The organism is Streptomyces sp. NPDC048197, from assembly GCF_043202395.1.
GTDB lineage: Bacteria > Actinomycetota > Actinomycetes > Streptomycetales > Streptomycetaceae > Streptomyces > Streptomyces siderophoricus.
Genome location: NZ_JBIDAJ010000022.1, coordinates 24,065 through 49,005, shown reverse-complemented (window position 1 = coordinate 49,005; position 24,941 = coordinate 24,065). Strand labels below are relative to the sequence as shown.

Annotated in this window: 24 protein-coding genes; 20 read left to right on the top strand and 4 right to left on the bottom strand. The window is 72.1% G+C overall.

Translation table 11 applies throughout. The features are described 5' to 3' along the window. Positions 1-61: 61 nt before the first annotated feature. The 4 genes from dnaK to ACGF4C_RS26095 are packed head-to-tail and all read left to right on the top strand — an operon-like array spanning position 62 to position 4,243. Positions 62-1,915: a molecular chaperone DnaK gene (gene dnaK / locus ACGF4C_RS26110; protein ID WP_201811623.1), complete on the top strand. Its 1,854-nt coding sequence runs from the start codon at positions 62-64 to the stop codon at positions 1,913-1,915. Further along, entirely contained in the window at positions 1,912-2,568 is a 657-nt protein-coding gene (gene grpE, locus ACGF4C_RS26105; protein WP_393569234.1) for a nucleotide exchange factor GrpE, read from the top strand. Before dnaK ends, grpE begins: the two co-directional genes overlap by 4 nt. Positions 2,569-2,613: 45 nt before the next feature. Continuing rightward, on the top strand, positions 2,614-3,789 hold the full coding sequence (gene dnaJ, locus ACGF4C_RS26100; RefSeq protein WP_362144723.1) for a molecular chaperone DnaJ: 1,176 nt from the start codon (positions 2,614-2,616) through the stop codon (positions 3,787-3,789). Between the two features lies 1 nt (position 3,790). After that, positions 3,791-4,243 carry a heat shock protein transcriptional repressor HspR gene (locus tag ACGF4C_RS26095; protein WP_362144726.1) on the top strand — a complete coding sequence of 151 codons (453 nt, stop codon included), beginning with the start codon at positions 3,791-3,793 and terminating at the stop codon, positions 4,241-4,243. Positions 4,244-4,367: 124 nt separating this feature from the next. Here the strand turns inward: ACGF4C_RS26095 and ACGF4C_RS26090 are convergent, their stop codons facing one another. The 3 genes from ACGF4C_RS26090 to ACGF4C_RS26080 all read right to left on the bottom strand — a co-directional run bounded on the left by ACGF4C_RS26090 (position 4,368) and on the right by ACGF4C_RS26080 (position 5,573). Then, positions 4,368-4,772, bottom strand: a complete 405-nt coding sequence (locus tag ACGF4C_RS26090) for a hypothetical protein (RefSeq protein ID WP_030414445.1) — start codon at positions 4,770-4,772, stop codon at positions 4,368-4,370. Further along, entirely contained in the window at positions 4,769-5,005 is a 237-nt protein-coding gene (locus tag ACGF4C_RS26085; protein WP_078866274.1) for a hypothetical protein, read from the bottom strand. The genes ACGF4C_RS26090 and ACGF4C_RS26085 overlap by 4 nt, the downstream gene beginning before the upstream one ends. Positions 5,006-5,168: 163 nt before the next feature. Next, on the bottom strand, positions 5,169-5,573 hold the full coding sequence (locus ACGF4C_RS26080) for a pyridoxamine 5'-phosphate oxidase family protein (RefSeq protein WP_393569233.1): 405 nt from the start codon (positions 5,571-5,573) through the stop codon (positions 5,169-5,171). A gap of 209 nt (positions 5,574-5,782) precedes the next feature. Here ACGF4C_RS26080 and clpB point away from each other — a divergent pair, with 209 nt between their 5' ends. Together clpB and ACGF4C_RS26070 are read left to right on the top strand one after the other, a co-directional pair. After that, positions 5,783-8,419: an ATP-dependent chaperone ClpB gene (clpB, locus tag ACGF4C_RS26075; RefSeq protein WP_393569232.1), complete on the top strand. Its 2,637-nt coding sequence runs from the start codon at positions 5,783-5,785 to the stop codon at positions 8,417-8,419. 161 nt (positions 8,420-8,580) lie between these two features. Next, on the top strand, positions 8,581-9,117 hold the full coding sequence (locus ACGF4C_RS26070) for a YbjN domain-containing protein (protein ID WP_030414448.1): 537 nt from the start codon (positions 8,581-8,583) through the stop codon (positions 9,115-9,117). A gap of 106 nt (positions 9,118-9,223) precedes the next feature. On the opposite strand, the gene ACGF4C_RS26065 is transcribed toward ACGF4C_RS26070, so the two are convergent. Continuing rightward, positions 9,224-10,426, bottom strand: coding sequence for a pyridoxal phosphate-dependent aminotransferase (locus ACGF4C_RS26065; RefSeq protein WP_393569231.1), 1,203 nt, complete (start codon positions 10,424-10,426; stop codon positions 9,224-9,226). Between the two features lie 233 nt (positions 10,427-10,659). On the opposite strand from ACGF4C_RS26065, the gene ACGF4C_RS26060 reads away from it, so the two are divergent. The 14 genes from ACGF4C_RS26060 to ACGF4C_RS25995 all read left to right on the top strand — a co-directional run bounded on the left by ACGF4C_RS26060 (position 10,660) and on the right by ACGF4C_RS25995 (position 24,937). Next, positions 10,660-10,926, top strand: a complete 267-nt coding sequence (locus ACGF4C_RS26060) for a hypothetical protein (protein WP_393569230.1) — start codon at positions 10,660-10,662, stop codon at positions 10,924-10,926. A 307-nt stretch (positions 10,927-11,233) separates the two neighbouring features. Further along, entirely contained in the window at positions 11,234-11,755 is a 522-nt protein-coding gene (locus tag ACGF4C_RS26055; protein ID WP_030414451.1) for a DUF2617 family protein, read from the top strand. Between the two features lie 197 nt (positions 11,756-11,952). After that, complete coding sequence (locus tag ACGF4C_RS26050; protein ID WP_393569229.1) at positions 11,953-13,650, top strand: polyamine aminopropyltransferase; 1,698 nt, start codon at positions 11,953-11,955, stop codon at positions 13,648-13,650. Positions 13,651-13,801: 151 nt separating this feature from the next. Then, on the top strand, positions 13,802-14,647 hold the full coding sequence (locus tag ACGF4C_RS26045; RefSeq protein WP_393569228.1) for a carbon monoxide dehydrogenase subunit G: 846 nt from the start codon (positions 13,802-13,804) through the stop codon (positions 14,645-14,647). A gap of 58 nt (positions 14,648-14,705) precedes the next feature. Then, on the top strand, positions 14,706-15,554 hold the full coding sequence (locus tag ACGF4C_RS26040) for an aldose 1-epimerase (protein WP_393569227.1): 849 nt from the start codon (positions 14,706-14,708) through the stop codon (positions 15,552-15,554). A gap of 10 nt (positions 15,555-15,564) precedes the next feature. Beyond that, entirely contained in the window at positions 15,565-16,107 is a 543-nt protein-coding gene (pyrE, locus tag ACGF4C_RS26035; RefSeq protein WP_393569226.1) for an orotate phosphoribosyltransferase, read from the top strand. 217 nt (positions 16,108-16,324) lie between these two features. After that, positions 16,325-17,347, top strand: a complete 1,023-nt coding sequence (gene fbaA, locus ACGF4C_RS26030; RefSeq protein ID WP_362144766.1) for a class II fructose-bisphosphate aldolase — start codon at positions 16,325-16,327, stop codon at positions 17,345-17,347. 250 nt (positions 17,348-17,597) lie between these two features. Next, a complete protein-coding gene (locus ACGF4C_RS26025; protein ID WP_393569225.1) occupies positions 17,598-19,154 on the top strand; it encodes an MFS transporter in 1,557 nt (518 codons plus the stop codon). Between the two features lie 225 nt (positions 19,155-19,379). Then, the gene (locus ACGF4C_RS26020; protein ID WP_030809918.1) at positions 19,380-19,793 is read left to right on the top strand and encodes a DUF3151 domain-containing protein; all 414 of its coding nucleotides are present in this window, start codon (positions 19,380-19,382) and stop codon (positions 19,791-19,793) included. Positions 19,794-19,969: 176 nt separating this feature from the next. Continuing rightward, positions 19,970-20,812 carry a tryptophan 2,3-dioxygenase family protein gene (locus ACGF4C_RS26015; RefSeq protein WP_393569224.1) on the top strand — a complete coding sequence of 281 codons (843 nt, stop codon included), beginning with the start codon at positions 19,970-19,972 and terminating at the stop codon, positions 20,810-20,812. Continuing rightward, a complete protein-coding gene (gene kynU, locus ACGF4C_RS26010; RefSeq protein WP_393569223.1) occupies positions 20,805-22,064 on the top strand; it encodes a kynureninase in 1,260 nt (419 codons plus the stop codon). The genes ACGF4C_RS26015 and kynU overlap by 8 nt, the downstream gene beginning before the upstream one ends. Continuing rightward, positions 22,061-22,822, top strand: a complete 762-nt coding sequence (locus ACGF4C_RS26005; RefSeq protein ID WP_393569222.1) for an alpha/beta hydrolase family protein — start codon at positions 22,061-22,063, stop codon at positions 22,820-22,822. The genes kynU and ACGF4C_RS26005 overlap by 4 nt, the downstream gene beginning before the upstream one ends. Positions 22,823-22,970: 148 nt before the next feature. Next, entirely contained in the window at positions 22,971-24,284 is a 1,314-nt protein-coding gene (locus tag ACGF4C_RS26000) for a sensor histidine kinase (protein ID WP_393569301.1), read from the top strand. Continuing rightward, the gene (locus ACGF4C_RS25995; RefSeq protein ID WP_393569221.1) at positions 24,281-24,937 is read left to right on the top strand and encodes a response regulator; all 657 of its coding nucleotides are present in this window, start codon (positions 24,281-24,283) and stop codon (positions 24,935-24,937) included. The genes ACGF4C_RS26000 and ACGF4C_RS25995 overlap by 4 nt, the downstream gene beginning before the upstream one ends. The last annotated feature ends 4 nt before the right edge of the window (positions 24,938-24,941 follow it).

Genomic DNA, 24,941 nt, shown 5'->3' with positions numbered 1-24,941 from the left:
AGGTTTTTCTTGGTGTTGCACTCTTGAGCCTGTTCCACTCAAGTCAGCTGGAGGAATCGAAATGGCACGTGCGGTCGGCATCGACCTGGGCACGACGAACTCCGTCGTCAGTGTTCTTGAAGGCGGTGAGCCCACCGTCATCACCAACGCCGAGGGCGCCAGGACCACGCCGTCCGTCGTCGCCTTCGCGAAGAACGGCGAGGTGCTGGTCGGCGAGGTCGCCAAGCGCCAGGCGGTCACCAACGTCGACAGGACCATCCGGTCGGTCAAGCGCCACATGGGCACCGACTGGAAGATCGGCATTGACGGCAAGGACTTCAACCCGCAGCAGATGAGCGCCTTCATCCTGCAGAAGCTCAAGCGGGACGCCGAGGCGTATCTGGGCGAGAAGGTCGTCGACGCGGTCATCACCGTTCCGGCCTACTTCAACGACTCCGAGCGCCAGGCCACCAAGGAGGCCGGTGAGATCGCGGGCCTCAACGTCCTGCGCATCGTCAACGAGCCCACCGCGGCCGCCCTGGCCTACGGCCTGGAGAAGGACGACCAGACCATTCTGGTCTTCGACCTCGGTGGCGGCACCTTCGACGTCTCGCTGCTGGAGATCGGCGACGGCGTCGTCGAGGTGAAGGCCACCAACGGTGACAACCACCTCGGTGGTGACGACTGGGACCAGCGCGTCGTCGACTACCTGGTCAAGCAGTTCCAGAACGGCCACGGCGTCGACCTGTCCAAGGACAAGATGGCGCTGCAGCGGCTGCGCGAGGCCGCCGAGAAGGCGAAGATCGAGCTGTCGTCGTCCACCGAGACGACGATCAACCTGCCGTACATCACCGCCTCGGCCGAGGGCCCGCTGCACCTGGACGAGAAGCTCACCCGCTCGCAGTTCCAGCAGCTGACCGCGGACCTCCTCGAGCGCTGCAAGACCCCGTTCCACAACGTCATCAAGGACGCCGGCATCCAGCTGGCCGAGATCGACCACGTGGTCCTGGTCGGCGGTTCGACCCGTATGCCGGCCGTCGCCGAGCTCGTCAAGGAGCTGACCGGCGGCAAGGACGCCAACAAGGGCGTCAACCCGGACGAGGTCGTGGCCATCGGCGCCACCCTGCAGGCCGGTGTCCTCAAGGGCGAGGTCAAGGACGTCCTCCTGCTGGACGTCACCCCGCTGTCCCTGGGCATCGAGACCAAGGGCGGCATCATGACCAAGCTCATCGAGCGGAACACGACGATCCCGACCAAGCGGTCCGAGATCTTCACCACCGCCGAGGACAACCAGCCGTCCGTGCAGATCCAGGTCTACCAGGGCGAGCGCGAGATCGCGGCGTACAACAAGAAGCTCGGGATGTTCGAGCTGACCGGTCTGCCGCCGGCCCCGCGTGGCGTCCCGCAGATCGAGGTCTCCTTCGACATCGACGCCAACGGCATCATGCACGTGACCGCGAAGGACCTGGGCACGGGCAAGGAGCAGAAGATGACCGTCACCGGCGGCTCCTCGCTGCCGAAGGACGAGGTCGACCGCATGCGGGAGGAGGCCGAGCGGTACGCGGACGAGGACCACAAGCGCCGCGAGGCCGCCGAGGCCCGCAACCAGGGCGAGCAGCTCGTCTACCAGACCGAGAAGTTCCTCAAGGACAACGAGGACAAGGTCCCCGGTGAGGTCAAGACCGAGGTCGAGACCGCCGTCGGTGAGCTGAAGGAGAAGCTCAAGGGCGAGGACACCGCGGAGATCCGCACCGCCACCGAGAAGGTCGCGGCCGTCTCCCAGAAGCTCGGCCAGGCCATGTACGCCGACGCCCAGGCCGCGCAGGGCGCCGAGGGTGCGCCGGCCGGTGAGCAGGCCAAGGCCGACGCCGCCGACGACGTCGTGGACGCCGAGATCGTCGACGACGAGAAGCCCAAGAAGGACGGTGCCGCGTGACGGAGGAGACCCCGGGCTTTGAAGAGAAGCCCGACGTCCCCTCCGACGCCGCAACCCCCGAAGACGCGGCGCAGGAGGCCGAGTCCGCCGACAAGGCGGGCTCGGCCCCGGCCGGGGACGTACAGGACGTAGCTCTCCAGGCGCAGCTGGACCAGGTGCGTACGGCGCTCAACGAGCGCACGGCGGACCTCCAGCGGCTCCAGGCGGAGTACCAGAACTACCGCCGTCGGGTGGAACGGGACCGGGTCGCGGTCAAGGAGATCGCGGCGGCGAACCTGCTGTCCGAGCTCCTTCCCGTGCTCGACGACGTCGGCCGGGCGCGTGAACACGGCGAGCTGGTCGGCGGCTTCAAGTCGGTCGCCGAGTCGCTGGAAACCGTGGTCGCCAAGCTCGGTCTGCAGCAGTTCGGCAAGGAGGGCGAGCCCTTCGACCCGACGATCCACGAGGCCCTGATGCACTCGTACGCGCCCGACGTCACGGAGACGACGTGCGTGGCGATTCTGCAGCCCGGGTATCGCATCGGTGAGCGAACGATCCGCCCCGCGCGGGTCGCCGTCGCCGAACCGCAGCCGGGCGCGCAGAGCGCCAAGTCCGGATCGGATGACGACGCCAAGGCTTCGGACGAGGAGAGCGGTGGCCCGGAAGAGGGCTGACGTGAGCACAAACAGAAGAACCGCGCGGGAGGAGGGACGTCGGGGATGAGCACCAAGGACTTCGTCGAGAAGGACTATTACAAGGTCCTCGGCGTCCCGAAGGACGCCACCGAAGCGGAGATCAAGAAGGCGTACCGCAAGCTGGCCCGGGAGAACCACCCGGACGCCAACAAGGGCGACGCCAAGGCCGAGGAGCGCTTCAAGGAGATCTCCGAGGCCAATGACGTCCTGGGGGACGCCAAGCGCCGCAAGGAGTACGACGAGGCGCGCGCGCTGTTCGGCAACGGCGGCTTCCGGCCGGGGCCGGGCGGCGGCGGCAGCTTCAACTTCGACCTGGGCGACCTGTTCGGGGGCTCGGCCGGTGGCGGCGGTGGTGCCGGCGGCTTCGGCGGCGGGCTCGGCGACGTCTTCGGCGGTCTGTTCAACCGCGGCGGCGGTGCGGGTACGCGTACCCAGCCGCGGCGCGGCCAGGACGTCGAGTCCGAGGTGACGCTGAGCTTCACCGAGGCGGTCGACGGGGCCACGGTCCCGCTGCGGATGTCCAGCCAGGCGGCCTGCAAGGCCTGTTCGGGCACCGGCGACAAAAACGGTACGCCTCGGGTCTGCCCGACCTGTGTCGGCACCGGCCAGGTCAGCCGGGGCGCGGGCGGCGGCTTCTCGCTCACCGACCCGTGCGCCGACTGCAAGGGCCGCGGCCTGATCGCGCAGGACCCGTGCGACGTCTGCAAGGGCAGCGGACGGGCCACCAGCGCGCGCACGATGCAGGTCCGCATCCCCGCGGGCGTCTCCGACGGGCAGCGGATCCGGCTGCGCGGCAAGGGCGCTCCCGGTGAGCGGGGCGGCCCGGCCGGCGACCTGTACGTGGTCGTGCACGTCGGCGCCCACCCGGTCTTCGGCCGCAAGGGCGACAACCTCACCGTCACGGTGCCGGTCACCTTCCCGGAGGCGGCCCTCGGCGGCGAGGTGAAGGTGCCGACGCTGGGCGGTCCGCCGGTGACGCTGAAGGTGCCGGCCGGCACTCCCAACGGACGCACGATGCGGGCCCGGGGCAAGGGCGCGGCCCGCAAGGACGGCACCCGGGGTGATCTGCTGGTCACCATCGAGGTCGTCGTTCCCCAGGACCTCAGCGACGGCGCGAGGGAAGCGCTGGAGTCCTATCGCGAGGCGACCGCGGGGGCCGACCCGCGGGCGGAGCTGTTCCAGGCCGCGAAGGGAGCTTGAGATGGAGAGCCGGGGCGGGCAGCGTCGTAACCCGTATGAACTGACCGAAGAGTCGCCGGTGTACGTCATCTCCGTCGCGGCTCAGCTCTCCGGCCTGCATCCGCAGACCCTTCGGCAGTACGACCGGCTGGGGCTGGTCTCGCCCGACCGCACGGCCGGGCGGGGCCGCCGCTACTCCGCCCGGGACATCGAGCTGCTCCGCACGGTGCAGCAGCTGTCCCAGGACGAGGGCATCAACCTCGCCGGCATCAAGCGCATCATCGAGCTGGAGAACCAGGTCGCGGCCCTGCAGCAGCGGATCGTCGAGCTGCAGGGTGCCCTGGAGGGCGCGGCCAGCGCGATGCAGCAGCGGGAGGCCGCGGTGCACGCCTCGTATCGGCGTGATCTGGTGCCCTATCAGGACGTGCAGCAGACCAGCGCGCTGGTGGTGTGGCGGCCGAAGCGGTCCGAGTGACGGGCGCCGCGCCCGGCAGTTTCCCGGCCGAGGGCCGGGGTGGTGACGAGCCGCCCCGGCCCTCGGTCGTGTCCGGGGCGGGCCGCACGGCGGTGCCGGGCCGGGGAAGGCCCCGGCGGGGCGCTCAGCAGCCGTTGTAGCCCGCGGTCGGCATCGAAAGCCGGCGGTGCACCTGTGACTTCATCGCGAGCGTGTAGACCGGCTCGTCGAGATCGGCGGTCTCCAGCCGGACGCCGGCCGCCGCGCAGCGGGCACTGAATTCGTCGGCGCCGTCGATGGCGTTCTCCAGCGCCCGCCGATTGGGCGTCACGAACACGTCGACCAGGCCCTTTTCGACGTCGCGCCACAGCGCGCTGTGGTCGGCGCGCAGGTGATGCAGGGTGAGCTGGCAGGTCAGGTGGTAATCACGGGCCGCCGCCCACTGTTTGCACATGTCGTGCTGGCTGCGGTCGTCGACCAGGAACGGGTCCTCGTCCAGCTCGGACAGCGGCATCAGGCAGGCGATCGCCGTCACTCGGACCGAGTTCATCGTGCCCTCCGGTGCGTGGCGACTGTGGGGGCGACGATACCCCCGAGGGCGGCCCGTGGTGGAGGGGCGGTACCGGGTGGCGAGGCGTAGCCGCAGGCGTGGCAGATCTTCCAGCCGTCCTGGTTGACCGCGAGCTGGCCGCCGCAGCGCGGACAGAGCTCGGCGTGCGGGTGTGGGCGGGCGGGGTGCGGACGGCGCGGAACGGTCGTCACGATGCGCAAAGCCGACGCCATGGCGCCTCCAGCTGCCTTCTTCCGGCCGGGACGACGCCGAAGTTGTCCGTCGTTGTCCGGTGCTGTTCGGTCCCCGTCGTACTTGGGTACCAGGTGGCGCGGTGACACCGGATGCGGAGCGTCCGTTTTCGGACAGGTCTGGACCAGGGGCTCCCCCGGGGGCTCAGGCCCGTCCCATGGCCCTGGTCACCGTGATCTCGATCATGACCCGATCGGGGTTGGGGGCCGGCGTCCGCCCGTACCGCTCGGCGTACCGCGCGACGGCGTCGGCCACCGCCTCGGCCTCGGTCCGCACCCGCGCGATGCCCTCCAGGGTCGCCCAACGGCCCCGGTCGACCTGGCAGACGGCGACCCGCGCCCCGTCCGGCCCGGCGGCCAGCACGTTCTTGACCTTGGTGCTGTCCTTGCGGGTGATGACCCGCGCGATCCGCTGCCCGGCGTCGTAGGTGACCCCCACCGGAACGACGTGCGGCGTCCCGTCGGGCCGCAGCGTGGTGAGCGTCGGCATCTGGTACTCGCCCCAGAAGGCGAGGTACTCGGGACTGAGGGCGCTGAGGTCGTGGGCCATGCGGGTCAGGGTAATTGGGGGGCAGGCTGGAGGGAGCCCCGGTGCCCGAATCGGGCCGGAGTGGCCTGAGTGGAACGGACCCGAATCGGGCCGGAGTGGCCTTGAGTGGAATAGACTCAACTTATCGCACGTTGGCATAGGCAGGATTGGCTCAGGGAACGTGCGCCGGTACCGGGTACGGGCACGAGTACGAGGAGGATCACAAGGCCGTGGACGCCGAGCTGACCAACAAGAGCCGGGAGGCGCTGAGCGCCGCCAATGAGCGGGCGGTCACCGCCGGGCACGCGGACATGACGTCCGCGCATCTCCTGCTCGCGCTGCTGGCCGGGCAGGACAACGAGAACATCATGGACCTGCTGGCCGCCGTGGAGGCCGACGCCGCCGCGCTGCGCAACGGTGCCGAGCGGCAGCTCGCCGGGCTGCCCAGCGCGCAGGGCTCGACGGTCGCCCCGCCGCAGCCGGACCGCGAGCTGCTGACCGCCATCGCGGACGCCACCCAGCGGGCCAGGGACCTCGGGGACGACTACGTCTCCACCGAGCACCTGCTGATCGGGATCGCCGCCAAGGGCGGGCGCACCGGCGAGCTGCTGGAGCAGCAGGGCGCCTCCGCCAAGAAGCTGCTGGCCGCGTTCGAGGCGAACCGCGGCGGGCAGCGGGTGACCAACCCCGACCCGGAGGGCACGTACAAGGCGCTGGAGAAGTTCGGTACGGACTTCACCGCGGCCGCCCGCGAGGGCAAGCTCGACCCGGTCATCGGCCGGGACCACGAGATCCGGCGGGTGGTGCAGGTGCTCTCCCGCCGGACGAAGAACAACCCGGTGCTGATCGGCGAGCCGGGCGTCGGCAAGACCGCCGTCGTCGAGGGGCTGGCGCAGCGGATCGTCAAGGGCGACGTGCCCGAGTCGCTGCGCAACAAGCGGCTGGTCGCGCTGGACCTGGGGGCGATGGTCGCGGGCGCGAAGTACCGCGGTGAGTTCGAGGAGCGGCTGAAGACCGTCCTGGCGGAGATCAAGTCCAGCGAGGGCCGGATCATCACCTTCATCGACGAGCTGCACACCGTCGTCGGCGCGGGCGCCGGCGGGGACTCGTCGATGGACGCGGGCAACATGCTCAAGCCCATGCTGGCCCGTGGTGAGCTGCGGATGGTCGGTGCGACCACGCTCGACGAGTACCGGGAGCGGATCGAGAAGGACCCCGCGCTGGAGCGGCGCTTCCAGCAGGTGCTGGTCGCCGAGCCGACCGTCGAGGACACGGTCGCGATCCTGCGCGGTCTCAAGGGCCGTTACGAGGCGCACCACAAGGTGCAGATCGCCGACTCCGCGCTGGTCGCCGCGGCCACCCTCTCCGACCGCTACATCACCTCCCGCTTCCTGCCGGACAAGGCGATCGACCTGGTCGACGAGGCCGCGTCCCGGCTCCGGATGGAGATCGACTCCTCGCCCGTGGAGATCGACGAGCTCCAGCGTGCCGTCGACCGGCTCAAGATGGAGGAGCTGGCGCTGCGCAACGAGACCGATGCCGGCTCCCTCGCGCGCCTGGAGAAGCTGCGCAAGGACCTCGCCGACAAGGAGGAGGAGCTGCGCGGACTGACCGCCCGGTGGGAGAAGGAGAAGCAGAGCCTCAACCGCGTCGGTGAGCTGAAGGAGAAGCTCGACGAACTGCGCGGCCAGGCCGAGCGCGCCCAGCGGGACGGCGACTTCGACACCGCCTCCAAGCTGCTCTACGGCGAGATCCCGGGCGTCGAGCGGGAGCTGGAGGAGGCCGCGGCCGCCGAGGCCGAGCAGGAGGCCGCCAAGGAATCCATGGTCAAGGAGGAGGTCGGCCCGGACGACATCGCGGACGTGGTCGGCTCCTGGACCGGCATCCCGGCCGGCCGCCTCCTGGAGGGCGAGACCCAGAAGCTGCTCCGCATGGAGGAGGAGATCGGCAAGCGGCTGATCGGCCAGAGCGAGGCCGTCCGCTCGGTGTCGGACGCGGTCCGCCGCACCCGCGCCGGGATCGCCGACCCGGACCGGCCCACCGGCTCGTTCCTCTTCCTCGGCCCCACCGGCGTCGGCAAGACCGAGCTGGCCAAGGCGCTCGCCGACTTCCTCTTCGACGACGAGCGGGCGATGGTCCGGATCGACATGTCGGAGTACGGCGAGAAGCACAGCGTCGCCCGCCTGGTCGGCGCGCCGCCCGGTTATGTGGGCTACGAGGAGGGCGGCCAGCTGACGGAGGCGGTCCGCCGCCGCCCGTACAGCGTGATCCTGCTCGACGAGGTGGAGAAGGCGCACACCGAGGTCTTCGACGTCCTGCTCCAGGTGCTCGACGACGGCCGGCTCACGGACGGCCAGGGCCGCACGGTCGACTTCCGGAACACCATCCTGATCCTCACCTCCAACCTGGGCTCCGCCTTCCTGATGGACCCGCTGCTGAAGGAGGAGGAGAAGAAGGAGAAGGTGCTGGAGACCGTCCGCGCGTCCTTCCGGCCCGAATTCCTCAACCGGCTCGACGACGTGGTGGTCTTCCACCCGCTCGGCACGGAACAGCTGCAGCGGATCGCCCGGATCCAGCTGGACCACCTCCAGCGCCGGCTCGGCGACCGCCGGCTCACCCTGGACGTCACCGACCGCGCGCTGGACTGGCTCGCCTGGCTCGGCCACGAACCGGTCATCGACGCACCCGCGCCCGACCTGTCGTACGGTGCCCGGCCGCTGCGCCGCCTGGTGCAGACGGCCATCGGCGACCAGCTCGCCCGGGCCATCCTGGCCGGCGAGGTACTCGACGGCGACACCGTACGGGTGGACGTGGACGGCGACGGGGAGCGGCTGACGGTGGCGGCCGCCGGGCGCGCCGCGGCCTGAGCCGGGCCGGCCCGGGTGGCGGACCGACCGCCCGGGCCGCCGGAGCCGCCGGTGGATCGTCCCCTTGACCTACACGTTGCCCGCACCGGCCCCGTCCGGGCTTGCCAGGACGGGGCGGATGTGGGGGAGGATGGCAGGGACCATACGAAGGGAATTCCACGGTGAGCATCGACCCGTCCTCGATTCCGAATTTCGGGGGCCAGCCCGAACCGCAGCCGTCGGGGCCTGATGGTCCCGTCCTGCCAGACCAGGACCTGGTCAAGCAGCTCCTCGACCAGATGGAGCTGAAGTACGTAGTCGACGAGGAGGGTGACCTCGCCGCGCCGTGGGAGCAGTTCCGCACGTACTTCATGTTCCGGGGCGAGGAGGAGCAGCAGATCTTCTCCGTCCGCACGTTCTACGACCGTGTCCACGGCCTCGACGAGAAGTCGAAGCTGCTGGAGGCGATCGACGACTGGAACCGCCGGACGCTGTGGCCCAAGGCCTACACCCACACCCATGACGACGGCACGGTCCGTCTGATCGGTGAGGCATCGATGCTGATCGGCACCGGTGTTTCGCTCGAACACTTCGTGTCGAGCACGGTCAGCTGGGTTCGCGCCTCGATCGAATTCGACAAGTGGATCGTCGAGCAGCTCGGTTTGGAGGCCGAGATCGACGGCGACTCCGACGACAAGCCGGGCGAGGAGGAGGGCTGACACCCCCCTTCACCCCCGGACCCGGCTGCGCGGGCCCAGGAGCATCCGCTCCGGGGCCCGCGTCGTCGTGTCGGGGTCCTCTGGGTAGGAGCCTTCCGGCCGCCGGCTATCCGGCCGCCAGCGCCTTCAGCCGCCCGGCCGCCTCCCGGAGGACCTCGATGCTCTTGCAGAAGGCGAAGCGTACGAACGGGGCACCCTCGTCCTTGTGGTCGTAGAAGACCGCGTTGGGGATGGCGACGACGCCGGCCCGCTCGGGCAGGGACCGGCAGAAGGCGAAGCCGTCGCCCTCGTGGGACAGCTCAGGGCCCAGGGGGCGGATGTCGGTGGTGATGAAGTACGTGCCGGTGGGACGGAAGACCTGGAAGCCGGCGTCGGCCAGGCCGGCGGCGAGCACATCGCGCTTGGCGCGCAGGTCGTCGCGCAGGCCGCTGTAGTAGCTGTCGGGCAGGGCCAGGGCCTCGGCGACGGCGTACTGGAAGGGGCCGGCGGAGACGTAGGTGAGGAACTGCTTGGCCGAGCGGACCGCGGTGATCAGCTCCGGCGCCGCGGTGACCCAGCCGACCTTCCAGCCGGTGAAGGAGAAGGTCTTGCCGGCCGAGCTGATCGTGACGGTGCGGTCGCGCATCCCGGGGAAGGACGCCAGGGGCAGGTGCTCGCCCTCGAAGACGAGGTGCTCGTAGACCTCGTCGGTGATCACGAGGAGATTCCGCTCCACGGCCAGTTCGGCGATCGCGGAGAGCTCCTCGCGGGTCAGCACGGTGCCGGTGGGGTTGTGAGGGGTGTTGAGGAGGAGGAGGCGGGTGTCGTCGGTGACCACGTCCCGGAGCTCGTCGAGGTCGAGGCGGTACGTACCGGATTCCGGCTCGGCGCGCAGGGTCACCGGCACCCGGCGGCCGCCCGCCATGGCGATGCAGGCGGCGTAGGAGTCGTAGTACGGCTCCAGCGCGACGACCTCGTCGCCCGGTTCGAGGAGGGCGAGCAGCGCGGCCGCGATGGCTTCGGTGGCGCCGGCGGTGACCAGGACCTCGGTGTCGGGGTCGTACGACAGGCCCAGGTGGCCGTAGAAGCGCTCCTGGTGGGCGGCGACGGCGGTGCGCAGCTCGGGGATGCCGGGGCCGGGCGGGTACTGGTTGCCGCGGCCGTCGCGCAGGGCGCGCACCGCCGCCTCCCTGACCTCTTCGGGGCCGTCGGCGTCCGGGAAGCCCTGGCCGAGGTTGAGCGAGCCGGTGCGCACGGCGAGTGCCGACATCTCGGCGAAGATCGTGGTGCCGAATTCGGCGAGGCGGCGATTGAGCAGCGGTCGGTCCATGCGCGCCATCCTGCGCCGAACCTCTGGAGTTCCTCAACTGTGCTTTGAGACGCGCAGGGCGAGGGCATCAGCCCCAGCACACAAGGACGGAAGCGGTCGCCGACGCGGCGGCCGGCGGCCCGGGAGGGGCCGTGACGGCGCACCGGGCGCCGGACGGAGCGATGCGCCCCCACTGCCTGAAGGGCGGGGGAGGTGCCCCACGCTTCGGGGGGAGCGAAAGGAGTGTGAGGCAGATGATGGGGCTCGTATTCTTCGGGCTGGTCTGTGCGGTGGTGCTCGGGGTCGTGGCCCTGGCCGTGCGGAACGGGGGCGGCACCCGCGGCGGGAGCTCGGCCGGCGCCAGCTGGTGGGCGGGTGGCGACTCGGGGTCGGGCGGCCACCACGGCGGGCACCACGGTGGGCACCACGGCGGTGGTCACGGCGGCGGGCACCACGGCGGGCACTCGTGCGGCGGCGGTGGTGGCTGCGGCGGTGGCGGGGGCTGCGGCGGAGGGTCCTGAACCGTACACATGCGCGTGGCCCATGCCTCTGCGCATATGCGCCCGGCGGGCCGGGAAACGGACGTCAACGCCCGCTGGGCGCAAGGTAGTTGAACAGATGAACTGCTAAGCCCTCTAGGGGATGGAAACCCCCAGGAGATGGGTAAAACTGCTGTGGGTGACCCGGCATTCATGATTCCCTCTTCATAGAGAATCCCCCACGTTCTCCGATTCCCACGTGGGCACGAGCCGGCAGGCAGACGTACATTCCTGATCCTTCACGGGCGGGCCGGCCCACCATTCCACTGCGTGCTTGCGGAGCCGACCCATGCTCACCACTTTGAAGACGGCGTACACCGATACCCGTGCATCCGACCTGGCCTGGGCGCTGGGCAGGGAACCCCTGCCGGCGCTGGCCGTGCTCGATCTCCAACACCACGACGTGCAGGTCCAGTTGAGGCTGCTCGGCGCCTCCCACCAGGTCATCCTCGAAGAGGAGCGCGGGACGTGTTCCGAGACCGTCGCCTGCATGCCGGGCAGCAGCACCCCGCTGCCGCTCGGCGTGGCCAAGCGCCTGGGGGACTGGGAGTACGAGTTCGCCGCGCATGTGGAGACCCTGTCGCGCGGTTCGTTCGCCGGGCGCGCGCAGGAGTTGCTCGCGCTGGTCGCCGAGCATCCGTACGGGCTCGCCGGGACGTTCCCCGGTTCGCCGCACGCCTTCACGGCGCTGCTGGCGCAGTGCCAGCGGGACCAGGTGCGCTGGCGGACCTGGCACGCGTATCCGCAGGAGGGCCGTTTGGTGGCCACCCGGACCCGGGTGGGCGTACGCGCGGCGGTCGCGGCTGTCTAGAGGCGCCTCCGCACTGCGGTGCACGCCCGGCGGGGGGAGACGCGGCAGGGCGCGCGCGGTGTTGCGTGCGCGGGCGCGCAACGTCCGCCGTCCGCCGCGGACTTGCGCTCCGGCATCGCTCAACTGACGCGTGTAGCCCGCAGAGTGCACTCGTGTGGGTGACCAAGGGGCACGGAATCGTCACGTAGCGTTCACGCATGATCGACCCGCCAGAGTCTGCTCTCACCGGCACCCTGGAGCCGCCGGAGGCCATGACATCGGCGCGGCTGCCCGTCCCGGCCGGGCTCGGCCGGCTGCTCGTGCTCTGCGTGGTCTTCGTCTGCGCCGCCTGCGGACTGGTCTACGAACTCGAACTCGTCGCGCTGGCCACGTACTTGGTGGGCGACTCGGTCACCCAGGCCTCGGTCGTGCTGTCCGTCATGGTCTTCGCGATGGGCGTCGGCGCGCTGCTCGCCAAGCGGCTGCGCTGCCGGGCGGCGGTCGGCTTCGGCGTGGTCGAGGCCGGACTCGCCCTGGTCGGCGGCAGCTCCGCGATGGCGCTCTACGCCTGCTTCGCCTGGTTCGCCCAGTCCCGCTCCGCGCTGGTCGCCTTCTCCCTGGTCATCGGCGTCCTGATCGGCGCCGAGGTGCCGCTGCTGATGACCCTGATCCAGCGGGTGCGGCGCCAGGACGCCGGCGGGGCGGTCGCCGACCTGTTCGCCGCGGACTACGTCGGCGCGCTCGTCGGCGGCCTGGCCTTTCCCTTCCTGCTGCTGCCCAGCCTCGGCCAGCTGACCGGCGCGCTGGTCACCGGCACCGTCAACGACGTGGCCGGCGGCGCCCTGGTGCTCTGGCTGTTCCGCCGCGACCTGACCGCCCGCGCCCGCTGGACCCTGCTCGTGGTCAACGTCCTCGTCCTGGCGCTGCTCGCCACCGGCGTGCTGCTGGCCGCGCCCTTCGAACGTGCCGCGCGCCGGGCGGTGTACGGCTCGGCGGCCCGGGTCGCGGTGCAGACCGGCGTCCAGGAGGTGGTGCTGACCGGCGGGACGGGGACCGGTGCGGGACGGGCGAGGAAAGGTTCCGGCCGGCCGCTGGAGCTCTATCTCGACGGCCGGCTGCGGGTCAGCGCGGACACCGAATTCCGCTACCACGAAGCGCTGGTGCACCCGGCGATGGCCGCCGGGCCGCACGCCCGGGTCCTGGTCCTCGGCGGCGGCGACGGCCTCGCCGTACGCGAGATCCTCCGCTACCGCGCGGTCCGCTCGGTGACGGTCGTCGAGCTCGACCCCGGCGTCCTCCGGCTGGCCCGTACGGACCCCGGCCTGACCCGCCTGAACGGTCACTCGCTCGGCGACCCCCGGGTCCACGTCGTCACCGCCGACGCCTTCGACTGGCTGCGCGACCGGCACGCCCCCGGCCACCGCACGGCGCCGTACGACGTCATCGTCTCCGACCTCCCCGACCCCGGCATCACCGCCAGCACCAAGCTGTACTCCCAGGAGTTCTACGGTCTCGCCGCGCGGCTGCTGGCCGACCGCGGACGCCTGGTGGTGCACGCCGGACCGCCGCTCGCCCGGGCCCGGGCGTACTGGACGGTGGACGCGACGGTCCGCTCGGTCGGGCTGGCCACCGACCCGTACCGCATGCCCGGCCGCCTCGGGTCCTTCGTCGGACCGGACCGCTCGGCCGACCCCACCCCGCGCCCGACCGGCGAACCGCTCACCGTCGGACCGGCGCCCGGCTACTGGGGCTTCGTGCTCGCCGCCCGGCACCGCCCCCGCTTCGGCCCGGCGCCCGACGCACCCCCGCCACCGGTGACCCGCGAGGCGCTCCGGGCCGCCCGGCACGGCGACCTCCGCGACCGCATCCCCGGCCTGCCGGCCTCCACGCTGATGCGTCCGCGCTATCAGGACTGAGCACCGGGACCGAGCACCAGGACTGAGCACCAGGATTGAGCCGCTCCGCGACCGGGGCAGGGTACGCGCGGCGGCCCCGACCCGCGCCGGAGTGCAGAAAGTTGTGCGTGGGCGGGCACGGTTCCGGGGGCGCTGGGTAGGCTCCGTTGTCATGGAGCATGAGGTGTACGTTCCGTTTCCCGTCCGGACCGTGCGGCAGGCGCTCACCGAACCGGAGCGGGTGGCGCGCTGTGTCCCCGGAGTCCAGCTCGACGCCGATGCCGCCCCGCACCGCCCCGAGGGCCGGCTGCGGCTGCGCGTCGGAAGCTCCACCATCACCTACCGCGGCAGTCTCACGGTCGGCGAACCGGCGGACGGCGGCCCCGGCGACGACGGCACCGCCGAACTGACCGTCGAGGCGAAGGGCACCGAATCCGTGGGCGACGGGGCGGTCGCGCTCACCTTGACCGTACGGCTGTCCCCGGCCACCGAGCCCGGCCCCGGCACCACCCTGGCCTGCGCCGGCACCGTCCACAGCGACGGCCGGCTGGCCGAGGCCACCGACCGGTCCGCCGAGGCCGCCGGGCGCCGGCTGCTGGACCGGTTCGCCGAGAACCTCGCCGACGACCTGCGGCAGCGCCCGGTGGCCGAAGGCCCCGCCCGGACCGGCGTCTTCGACGCCGAGGTGCCGCCGCCCTCCCTGGACCCGCTCAGCGACGAGGACGCCATCGAGGAGGCCGACCTGGCCGACGCGGGCGACGCCGCCGAGGAACCCGGGCTCGCCTACGACGACGACCTGGACGAGGTCGCCCCGGCCGAGGCCGCGCACGCCCGCCGCACGATGATCGGGCGCAGCGCCGAGGAGGTCGACCACGCCCCGCCGCGCGGCCGGTACGCGCCGGTGCCCGCACCCGAGCCCAATGCCACCTCGCTGACCCTGCGCTGGGCGGCGCCGGCCGCCGCGGTGGTGCTGGCGTCCGCCGTCGTCGTCGGCCGGGTGCTGCGCCGCCGCCGCTGACCGCGACCCCCGGCGACTTCCCCCGGCACGGCCCGGCGCACCGCTAGGGTCGGGCCCCGTGAGTACCGACAACACCACGCAGGGCGGCGCGCCGGACGGGGTACGGCTGGCCGCCGGAGACACCGAAGTGACCGTCCGGCCGGACCACGGCTGCCGGGTCGAAAGCCTCCGGGTCGGCGGTACGGAACTGCTGCGGCAGGGCGACAAGTACGGCTGTTTCCCGATGGTTCCGTGGTGCGGCCGGCTCGCGCACGGCGAGTTCCGCAACGGCGGCGAGCTGCACCGCATGCTGCTGAACGCCCCGCCGCACGCGATCCACGGCACCGGCCGCGACCTCCGCTGGCACACCGCCCGCACCGGCCCGACGGAGGCGGTCTTCACCTACGACCTCACCGATCCGGCGGCGCCCTGGCCGTACCCGGGGCGGGTCACCCAGCTCGTCCAGCTCGGCGCGGACGGCACCTCGCTCACCCTCACCATGGGCGTCGAGGCGACCGGCGACTCCTTCCCGGCGCAGGCCGGCTGGCACCCGTGGTTCCGGCGGAACCTCGGCGAGGGGGCGGACGTACACCTCGACTTCCTGCCCGAGTGGCAGGAGGAGCGGGGCCCCGACCACCTCCCGACCGGCCGCCGGATCACCCCGCGGCCCGGCCCCTGGGACGACTGTTTCGGCGTGCCGCGCGGGGTGGCCGCCACCCTCACCTGGCCGGGCCGGCTGGAACTGAAGGTCACCAGCCGCGCCGAGTGGGTGGTGGTCTACGACGAGCAGGAGGCCGCGGTCTGCGTCGAACCGCAGACCGGCCCGCCCAACGGCCTCAACACCCTGCCCCGCCTGGTCACCCCCATCGACCCGCTGGAGATCTCCATGACCTGGAGCTGGCGGAGCCTGTCCGGGGACACCGCATAAGCTCGGGACCATGAGTGACGACGTGCGCGGCGAGCTGCTGCAGCAGATCAAGGACAAGGCCGTGGTGCACGGCAAGGTGACGCTTTCCTCCGGCAAGGAGGCCGACTACTACATCGACCTGCGCCGGATCACCCTGGACGGCGAGGCCGCGCCGCTGGTGGGGCAGCTGATGCTGGACATCACGGCCGATCTGGACTACGACGCGGTGGGCGGGCTGACGCTGGGCGCCGACCCGGTGGCGACCTCGATGCTGCACGCCTCCGCCGCGCGCGGCCGGCGGCTGGACTCCTTCGTCGTCCGCAAGGCCCAGAAGGCGCACGGCATGCAGCGCCGCATCGAGGGCCCGGACATCACCGGCCGCCGGGTCCTGGTCGTCGAGGACACCTCCACCACCGGCGGCTCCCCGCTGACCGCCGTCGAGGCGGCCCGGGAGGCGGGCGCCGAGGTCGTCGCGGTGGCCACCATCGTCGACCGCGGCGCCGCGTCCGCTATCGCCGACGCCGGACTGCGCTATATCACGGGCTTCCAGCTCGCCGACCTCGGCCTCGCCTGAGGGTGACCCGGCACCCGGCGCTGACGCGGGCGTAACGGTCTGACCTGCGGGTTCGCCCAGGGGCGGTAGGTTTCACGTGAAACCGGCCGCCCCTTTCGCGTGGTGGCCGGATGGGGGAGGTGGAGCAATCCGCGGAGTCTGGGAAGATGTGCTCGGCAACGTCGCCGTCCCAGGTCAGGGCCAAGAACGCACACCCGCACATACAAGGAGCGGACAGATGCCCATCGCAACCCCCGAGGTCTACAACGAGATGCTGGACCGGGCGAAGGCAGGCAAGTTCGCCTACCCGGCCATCAACGTCACGTCGACGCAGACGCTGCACGCCGCGCTGCGAGGGTTCGCCGAGGCCGAGAGCGACGGCATCATCCAGATCTCCACCGGTGGTGCGGAGTTCCTGGGTGGTCAGCACAACAAGGACATGGTGACCGGCGCGGTCGCGCTCGCCGAGTTCGCGCACGTCGTGGCCGACAAGTACGGCATCACCGTCGCGCTGCACACCGACCACTGCCCCAAGGACAAGCTCGACGGCTATGTCCGCCCGCTGCTCGACATCTCCGCCGAGCGCGTCGCCAAGGGCCAGAACCCGCTGTTCCAGTCGCACATGTGGGACGGCTCGGCCGAGACCCTCGCCGACAACCTGGCCATCGGCCAGGAGCTGCTCGCCAAGGCCGCCGCCGCCAAGATCATTCTTGAGGTCGAGATCACCCCGACCGGCGGCGAGGAGGACGGCGTCACCCACGAGATCAACGACGAGCTCTACACCACGGTCGACGACGCGCTGCGCACCGCCGAGGCGCTGGGCCTGGGCGAGAAGGGCCGCTACCTGCTCGCCGCCTCCTTCGGCAACGTCCACGGCGTCTACAAGCCGGGCAACGTCGTGCTCCGCCCCGAGCTCCTCAAGGACCTCCAGGAGGGCGTCGGCGCCAAGTACGGCAAGGCCGCCCCGTTCGACTTCGTCTTCCACGGCGGCTCCGGCTCCACCGAGCAGGAGATCGCCACCGCGCTGGAGAACGGCGTGGTCAAGATGAACCTCGACACGGACACGCAGTACGCGTTCTCCCGTCCGATCGCGGACCACATGTTCCGCAACTACGACGGTGTGCTGAAGGTCGACGGCGAGGTCGGCAACAAGAAGACCTACGACCCGCGCAGCTGGGGCAAGCTGGCCGAGGCCGGCATGGCCAAGCGGGTGACCGAGGCTTGCGCGAACCTTCGCTCCACCGGCACCAAGATTAAGTAGCCGTACGTTTTTCACCGTCCCGCCGCGGTTGTTGCTCGCCGTGGCGCCTGCGGCGGGCGGGTGCTTGTCGGGTGCGGTGACGGACCTCCGGGGCCTTGTTCGTGGACTGCTTCGCTTTACGTCCACGAACAAGGCCCCTCCGGTCCGTCCCCTCCCGTGAGTGGGTGGAAGAACGGTGTGTGGGGGCGGGCGTCTGTGGGCGTCCGCCCTTCGTCGTGCGGGGGAGAGTCTGGGCGGGCAGGCTCGGGCTATGGGTGATGTGGGGCTGAGGTCCTCGCAAGGGCGGTGGGTGTTGCTGACCGCCGTGCTGGGGTCCGGGATGGCGATGCTGGACAGCACCGTCGTCAATGTCGCGCTGCCGCGGATCGGGCAGGACCTGCATGCGGATCTGGCGGTGCTGCAGTGGACGGTGACCGCCTATTTGCTCACCCTCTCCGCGCTGATCCTGTTGGGCGGGGCGCTGGGGGACCGGTACGGGCGGCGGCGGGTCTTCGTGATCGGGGTGGTCTGGTTCGCCACGGCCTCGCTGTTGTGCGGGCTGGCGCCGCAGGCGGGGGTGCTGATCGCGGCCCGGGCGTTGCAGGGGGTCGGCGGGGCGCTGCTCACGCCCGGTTCGCTCGCCCTGATCCAGGCGGTCTTCCGCCCGGGCGACCGGGCCCGGGCGGTCGGTGCCTGGTCGGGGCTGGGCGGGGTGGCCGCGGCGATCGGCCCGTTCGTGGGCGGCTGGCTGGTGGACGGGCCCGGCTGGCGCTGGGTGTTCTTCGTGAACGTCCCGCTGGCGCTGGTGTGCGTACCGGTGGCGCTGCGGCACGTCCCCGAGACCCGGGAGCGGGACGCGGAGGCGCGCCGCGGGTTCGACGTGGCGGGCGCGGTGCTGGGCGCGCTGGCGCTGGCCGGGGTGACGTACGCGCTGATCGCCGCGCCCGGCCGGGGTGTCTCGCCCGGGGTGGTCGTCCCCGCGGTGGCGGGTGTGCTGCTCGGGGTGGCCTTCGTCCGCGTCGAGGGGCGCCGTACGGACCCGATGCTGCCGCCCTCGATCTTCCGCATCCGGCTGTTCTCCGCGATCAACGCGGTGACGGTGTGCGTCTACGCGGCGTTCAGCGGCTTCTTCTTCCTGGCCGTTCTCCAGCTCCAGGTCGTCGTGGGCTACTCGGCACTCCAGGCCGGCGTCGCGCTGCTGCCGACCACGGTGCTGATGCTCCTGCTGTCCGCCCGCTCCGGTGAACTCGGCCAGCGCATCGGGCCCCGGCTCCCGCTCACCGTCGGGCCGGTGCTCTGTGCCGCCGGGATGCTGCTGATGGTCCGGGTGGGCCCGGGCGCCTCCTATCCGGCCGATGTGCTGCCCGCGCTGGTGGTGCTGGGCATGGGAATGGTGACGCTGGTGGCGCCGCTCACCGCGACCGTGCTGGCCTCGGTGGACGTGGACCGGGCCGGTCTGGCCAGCGGCATCAACAACGCGGCGGCCCGGGCCGCGGGCCTGGTCGCGGTGGCCGCCCTGCCCCTCCTGGCGGGCATGGGCCCCGAGGCGTACCGCTCGGCCGGCGAATTCGCCGCCACCTTCCGCCGCGCCATGCCCCTGTGCGCCGCCGTCCTCCTGGCCGGCGCCCTGATCGCCTGGCTGACGGTGCGCCCCGCGCCCCGCCCTTCCCCACTCACCAAGGAACCCTGCCACCCCGAATGCGCCTACCACTGCGGAGTGGCTTCGCCACCTTTGGACCCCGGCGACGAACCACACCGGCCCCCACCGACCTCCACTCCTCCCCCAACGGGAGGGGACGGGCCGGAGGGGCCGGTGTTTGGGACGTAAAGCGACAGCAGTCCCAAACACCGGCCCCGGAGGCCCGTCACCGCACCCACCACAAACCCAGCCCGCCGCATGGGGGTACCTCCCACGCCCTTTAGGCAGTGGGGGAGCAACGGCGAGACCACCCGCGGCGGGACGGCCAAGTGCGTAGGGGGCGCCGCAAAGCGCAACGACGAGCAACGACCACGGCGCTGCAGCCGAGTACGTGGGTTGAGGGAGACTAAGGGCATGCCCATTCACGAAAACCTGCTGGGGGGACCGCCCCCCACTCACCTCCCCGACGACCCCGGGCCCCGCGAGGCGCTCGCGGCCGGTACCGCGCCGGCCGATGTCGCCGCGAAGTACCCGACGTCCTCCCTCGCCTGGGCGCAGCTCGCGGACGACGCGTTCGAGGGCGGCCGGGTCGTCGAGTCGTACGCGTACGCCCGCACCGGCTACCACCGCGGTCTGGACGCGCTGCGCCGGGCCGGCTGGAAGGGCCACGGCCCGGTGCCGTTCGAGCACGAGCCCAACCGCGGCTTCCTGCGGGCGCTGCACGCCCTCGCCCGGGCCGCCGGGGCGATCGGCGAGCAGGACGAGTACGAGCGCTGCACGCAGTTCCTGAAGGACTCCTCGCCGACGGCCGCCCAGACCCTGGGCTGACCGCACCGCGACGCCGCGCCCGCGACGGGCGCCCGCTGGCCCGCCTGGCCCTCTGACCAGGCGGGCCTTGCACATGCCGGGGACCATTGCGGAAGATGCCCGGTGGGGACCGGGGCCCCCGTGCCGGAATCGGCAGGGGCGGACCGCTACCCGGAGTACGTTTCGAGGAGACAGCGATGTCCCACGAGGTAACCGGCGGGGCTCAGGAGCCTGAGACCCCGAACCTCGACTTCGCAGGTACCACCCCGTACGAGGACTACGTCCAGGCGGACGTCCTCACCCATCTCCAGCACCCGCTCTCCGACGATCCCGGCGAGATGGTCTTCCTGGTCACCACCCAGGTCATGGAGCTGTGGTTCACCGTCATCGTCCACGAGTGGCAGACCGCGGCCCAGGCGCTGCGCCGGGACGACCTGCCGGTGGCCATCGACGCGCTGCGGCGCTCCGCGTACGAGCTGGAGGCCCTGAACGCCGCGTGGAAGCCGCTGGCCAAGCTGACCCCGGCCCAGTTCAACGCCTACCGCAGTGCGCTGGGCGAGGGTTCCGGGTTCCAGTCGGCGATGTACCGGCGGCTGGAGTTCCTGCTCGGTGAGAAGTCCGCGTCGATGCTGGTGCCGCACCGCGGCGCCCCCCGCGCGCACGCCGAGCTGGAGAAGGCGCTGCACGAGCCGAGCCTGTGGGACGAGGTGCTGCGGCTGCTGGCCCGCCGCGGCCACCCGCTTCCGGCGGCCGTCACGGAGCGGGACCCGGCCCAGCGCTACGAGCCGGACCCGGCGGTGGAGGCCGTCTGGGCGGAGATCTACGCGGGCGACCAGGAGTCCGAGCTGGTCCGGCTGGGCGAGGCGCTGACCGAGGTGGCCGAGCTGGTCTGGCGTTGGCGCAACGACCATCTGGTCGCGACCCGGCGGGCGATGGGGGCGAAAATGGGTACCGGTGGTTCCGCGGGCGTCGCCTGGCTGGAGAAGCGGGCCCGCAAGAACGTGTTCCCCGAGCTGTGGACGGCGCGCAGCCATGTCTGAGACCCCCGAGACCCCCACGGCTCCCGCGTCCGGGAGCGAACTCGCCATACGTGCAACGGAGTTGGACGCCGCCGATCCGCTCGCCGCGGTCCGTGAGCGGTTCGTCCTCGACGACACCGTCTATCTGGACGGCAATTCCCTCGGCGCGCTGCCCCGCACGGTGCCCGGCCGGATCGCCGACGTCGTCGCCCGCGAGTGGGGCGAGCTGCGGATCCGCTCATGGACCGAATCCGGCTGGTGGACCGCGCCCGAGCGGATCGGCGACAAGATCGCGCCGCTGATCGGGGCCGGCCCGGGCCGGGTGGTGGTCGGCGACTCGACCAGCGTGAACATCTTCAAGGCCGTGGTCGGCGGCGTCCGGATGGCCGGGAAGGGCTGTACGGAGATCCTCGTCGACGCCACGACCTTTCCGACCGACGGCTACATCGCCCGGTCGGCGGCGCGGATGACCGGGCTCGCGGTGCGGCCGGTGGAGCCGGCCCGAATCGCCGACGAGGTCACCGAACGCACCGCGGTCGCGCTGGTCAACCACGTCGACTACCGCACCGGGCGGCTCAACGACCTGCCGTCCATCACCACGGCGCTGCACTCCGCGGGCGCGCTGGCCATCTGGGACCTGTGCCACAGCGCGGGCGCCCTGCCGGTCGGCCTCGACGCCCACGGCGTGGACCTCGCGGTCGGCTGCACGTACAAGTACCTCAACGGCGGCCCGGGTTCGCCCGCGTACCTCTACGTCCGCGAGGGGCTGCAGGAGCGGTTCGAGTCGCCGCTGCCGGGCTGGAACTCGCACGCCGACCCGTTCGCGATGGACCCGGGCTACGCCCCCGGCGACGGCATCGTGCGCGGCCGGGTCGGCACCCCCGACATCCTGTCGCTGCTGGCGCTGGAGGCGGCGCTGGAGGTCTGGGACGGGGTCTCCATGGACGACGTACGGGCCAAGAGCCTGGCGCTGACCGACTTCTTCCTGGAGTGCGTGGACGCCCATGTGCCGCCGGGCCGGGTCCGGTCGGTCACCCCGGCCGACCACCGGCAGCGCGGCAGCCAGGTGGCGCTGCAGTGCGCGGGTGCCGGTGAGGTGATGGACGAGCTGATCCGCCGCGGCGTGGTCGGCGACTTCCGCCACCCGGACGTGCTGCGCTTCGGCTTCACCCCGCTCTACACCTCCTTCGGGGACGCGGAGCGGGCGGCGCGGGTGCTCGGCGAGGTGCTGGGCGCGCAGCCGGACGCGGTGGCGCCCGGGGCCGTCGGATGAGCGCGGCGGACGAGGAGCCGGCGCTGCTGGGGCTCGCCCCGGTGGCGCCGGACCGCACGCTGGCCTACGGGCCGCACCCGGACCAGCTCGTCGATCTCTACGGCCCGTGGGGCGCCGCCGCCGGCCCACCGGTGGTGCTGCTGCACGGCGGGTTCTGGCGCGCGGCCTACGACCGGTGCCATCTGTCGCCGCTGGCCGCCTTGCTGGCCGGGCAGGGGCGGCCGGTCGCGCTCGTCGAGTACCGCAGGGTCGGTGCGGGCGGCGGCGCACCGGCGACCTTCGAGGACGTGGCGGCCGCCATCGAGGCCGTAGCGGCGCAGGAGCCCGGCGTCGGCGGTCCGGTGCTGGTCGGGCACTCGGCGGGCGGCCATCTCGCGCTGCTCGCCGCGGCCCGGCCCGGCACCCCGGTCGCCCACGTGCTGGCCGTCTCGCCGGTCGCCGACCTGGCGCGCGCCCATGAGCTGGGCCTCAGCGACGGGGCGGTGGCCGAACTGCTCGGACCGGCGCCCGGTCTGGCGGAGCGGCTGGCCGCCGCCGACCCGGTGCGCCATCCGCCGGCCGGCGTCCCGGTCACGCTCCTGCACGGCACCGACGACCCGGACGTCCCCCCGGAGCTCTCCCGCAGGTACGCCGCGGCGCACCCCGGCAGCGCCGAACTGCGGGAGCTTCCGGGCGTCGGGCACTACGCCCCGGTGACACCGGGCACCCCGGCCTGCGCCACGCTGTGCGGGCTGCTGCCGGAGCCCGTTCCGCGGTGATCCCCGGCACCGCGCCGACCAGGTAGTACTTGAGACGGACCCCGGCAGATCCCCTTTGGTGGGGACGCCCGGCGGTCCGTCTCTGCTTACCGTTGTCTGCGTGAACGAGAAGACCCAGTCGCAGGGCACCCTGCGCTCAGAGGCCCGGATAGCGCACGGTGCGCTGCACCGGCTGCGCCAGGACCTGTTCGTGGACGCCTTCGCCTTCCGCCCGATGCCGCCGCTGGAGGACGCCAAGGTGGCCCGGTGGGTCCCCTGGCTGCCGGAGCGGCTGCGGCACTGGGCGCGCTGGCTGCCGCACCTCATCGTGCTCGGCTTCGCGGTGCTCGTCTTCCTCGGGACCTTCGCCGTGAGCTACGACATCGGCCCGCTGCGGGGTCTGCTGGTGGCGGGCTACTGCCTGCTGGTGGCCGCCCCGCCCGCGCTGACGCTCTTCCGCCCGGTGGGTGCCTACTGGATCTCGCTGTTCGCGGTGGTCGTGGGGTGGTTCGCCACGTCGGCCTTCTCCCCGTACGGCAGTCCGTTCGGGCGGGAGGCCTTCCCCACCCACCTGGCCGTGATGACCCTGGTGGTGCTGCGCACCCGGCCGCGGCTGGCGGTGGAGATGTGGCTGGTCACCTTCGGTGTGACGACCGTGCTGTCGGTGTTCAGCGGAAGCGGTGCGGGCGACGTGCCGCCGGTGGCGTTCTTCTCCGGCCTGGTGCTGATCGCCGCCGCCGCGGTCCGCGCCTGGCGCGAGGAGCGCCGGACGGTCGTCGAGACGCAGACCGTGACCGCCGAGGAACGGTCCCGGCGCACCCTCCTGGAGGAGCGCGCCACGATCGCCCGTGAGCTGCACGACGTGGTGGCCCACCACATGTCCGTGATCGCCATCCAGGCCGAGGCGGCCCCGTACCGGGTCGAGAACACCCCGCCCGAGCTCGCCACGTCCTTCGCCACGATCCGCGAGAACGCCGTCGCCGCACTGACCGAACTGCGCCGCATCCTGGGCGTGGTCCGCTCCGAGGACCCGGACGCGTTCCGGGAGGTCGACCCGGAGGCCCCGCAGCCGACCCTGGCCAGCCTCGATTCGCTGCTGGACAGCGTCCGCGGCGCCGGGCTGACCGTCGAGGCGGTGATCACCGGTGCGCCGCGTCCGCTGCCGCAGGGTGTGGAGCTCTCCGCCTACCGGATCGTGCAGGAGGCGCTGAGCAACACGCTGCGCCATGCCCCGGGCGCCGACGCCCGGGTGGAGATCTCCTACGTGCTCGGCGGGATCGGCCTGCGGATCCTCAACGGCGCCCCGAGCCGGCTGGCCAAGCCCTCCCCGGGCGCGGGCCACGGCGTGCTGGGCATGCGCGAGCGGGTACAGATGCTGGGCGGCGAGATGACCGCCGACCACACCGAGGACGGCGGCTTCGAGGTCGCGGCGTTCATTCCGGTCGCCGCGTCCGAGGCCACCGCGAAGGGGGGTGCCGCATGATCCGGGTACTGATCGTCGACGACCAGGTGATGGTCCGCGAGGGGTTCTCCGTCCTGCTCAATGCCATGCCGGACATCGAGGTCGTCGGGGAGGCCGTGGACGGCCGCCAGGCGGTGCGGAAGGTCGCGGAGCTCAAGCCCGACGTGGTTTTGATGGACATCCGCATGCCGGAGATGAACGGTCTGGACGCGACCCGCGAGATCGTCGCCGCCGACGCGGAGGCCAAGGTCCTGGTCCTGACGACCTTCGATCTGGACGAGTACGTGTACCAGGCGCTGCGCGCCGGGGCCAGCGGCTTCCTGCTGAAGGACGCCTCGGCCGGTCAGCTTGCCGAGGGTGTGCGGATCGTCGCCTCCGGCGAGGCCCTGCTGGCCCCGACCGTCACCAAGCGGCTGATCTCGGAGTTCTCCCGGCTGGGGACGCCCCGCGCCCCCGCCCAGGAGCGCATCGCCGATCTGACGGAACGCGAGACCGAGGTGCTGGTACTGGTCGCCCAGGGCCTGTCGAACGGGGAGATCGCGGCCCATCTCGTCGTCGCCGAATCGACGGTGAAGACGCACGTCAGCCGCATCCTGGTGAAGCTCGGCCTGCGCGACCGCACGCAGGCGGCGGTCTTCGCGTACGAGGCCCGGCTGGTGACGCCCGGCGCCTGAGTTC

What these genes read in the sequence shown, in the direction of transcription:
- dnaK (WP_201811623.1), top strand. Translation starts at nt 62, where the DNA reads ATGGCACGTGCGGTCGGCATCGACCTGGGCACGACGAACTCCGTCGTC.
- dnaJ (WP_362144723.1), top strand. Translation starts at nt 2,614, where the DNA reads ATGAGCACCAAGGACTTCGTCGAGAAGGACTATTACAAGGTCCTCGGC.
- ACGF4C_RS26095 (WP_362144726.1), top strand. Translation starts at nt 3,791, where the DNA reads ATGGAGAGCCGGGGCGGGCAGCGTCGTAACCCGTATGAACTGACCGAA.
- ACGF4C_RS26090 (WP_030414445.1), bottom strand. Translation starts at nt 4,772, where the DNA reads ATGAACTCGGTCCGAGTGACGGCGATCGCCTGCCTGATGCCGCTGTCC.
- ACGF4C_RS26085 (WP_078866274.1), bottom strand. Translation starts at nt 5,005, where the DNA reads ATGGCGTCGGCTTTGCGCATCGTGACGACCGTTCCGCGCCGTCCGCAC.
- ACGF4C_RS26080 (WP_393569233.1), bottom strand. Translation starts at nt 5,573, where the DNA reads ATGGCCCACGACCTCAGCGCCCTCAGTCCCGAGTACCTCGCCTTCTGG.
- ACGF4C_RS26065 (WP_393569231.1), bottom strand. Translation starts at nt 10,426, where the DNA reads ATGGACCGACCGCTGCTCAATCGCCGCCTCGCCGAATTCGGCACCACG.
- ACGF4C_RS26060 (WP_393569230.1), top strand. Translation starts at nt 10,660, where the DNA reads ATGATGGGGCTCGTATTCTTCGGGCTGGTCTGTGCGGTGGTGCTCGGG.
- ACGF4C_RS26055 (WP_030414451.1), top strand. Translation starts at nt 11,234, where the DNA reads ATGCTCACCACTTTGAAGACGGCGTACACCGATACCCGTGCATCCGAC.
- ACGF4C_RS26050 (WP_393569229.1), top strand. Translation starts at nt 11,953, where the DNA reads ATGATCGACCCGCCAGAGTCTGCTCTCACCGGCACCCTGGAGCCGCCG.
- ACGF4C_RS26045 (WP_393569228.1), top strand. Translation starts at nt 13,802, where the DNA reads ATGGAGCATGAGGTGTACGTTCCGTTTCCCGTCCGGACCGTGCGGCAG.
- pyrE (WP_393569226.1), top strand. Translation starts at nt 15,565, where the DNA reads ATGAGTGACGACGTGCGCGGCGAGCTGCTGCAGCAGATCAAGGACAAG.
- fbaA (WP_362144766.1), top strand. Translation starts at nt 16,325, where the DNA reads ATGCCCATCGCAACCCCCGAGGTCTACAACGAGATGCTGGACCGGGCG.
- ACGF4C_RS26025 (WP_393569225.1), top strand. Translation starts at nt 17,598, where the DNA reads ATGGGTGATGTGGGGCTGAGGTCCTCGCAAGGGCGGTGGGTGTTGCTG.
- ACGF4C_RS26020 (WP_030809918.1), top strand. Translation starts at nt 19,380, where the DNA reads ATGCCCATTCACGAAAACCTGCTGGGGGGACCGCCCCCCACTCACCTC.
- ACGF4C_RS26015 (WP_393569224.1), top strand. Translation starts at nt 19,970, where the DNA reads ATGTCCCACGAGGTAACCGGCGGGGCTCAGGAGCCTGAGACCCCGAAC.
- kynU (WP_393569223.1), top strand. Translation starts at nt 20,805, where the DNA reads ATGTCTGAGACCCCCGAGACCCCCACGGCTCCCGCGTCCGGGAGCGAA.
- ACGF4C_RS26005 (WP_393569222.1), top strand. Translation starts at nt 22,061, where the DNA reads ATGAGCGCGGCGGACGAGGAGCCGGCGCTGCTGGGGCTCGCCCCGGTG.
- ACGF4C_RS25995 (WP_393569221.1), top strand. Translation starts at nt 24,281, where the DNA reads ATGATCCGGGTACTGATCGTCGACGACCAGGTGATGGTCCGCGAGGGG.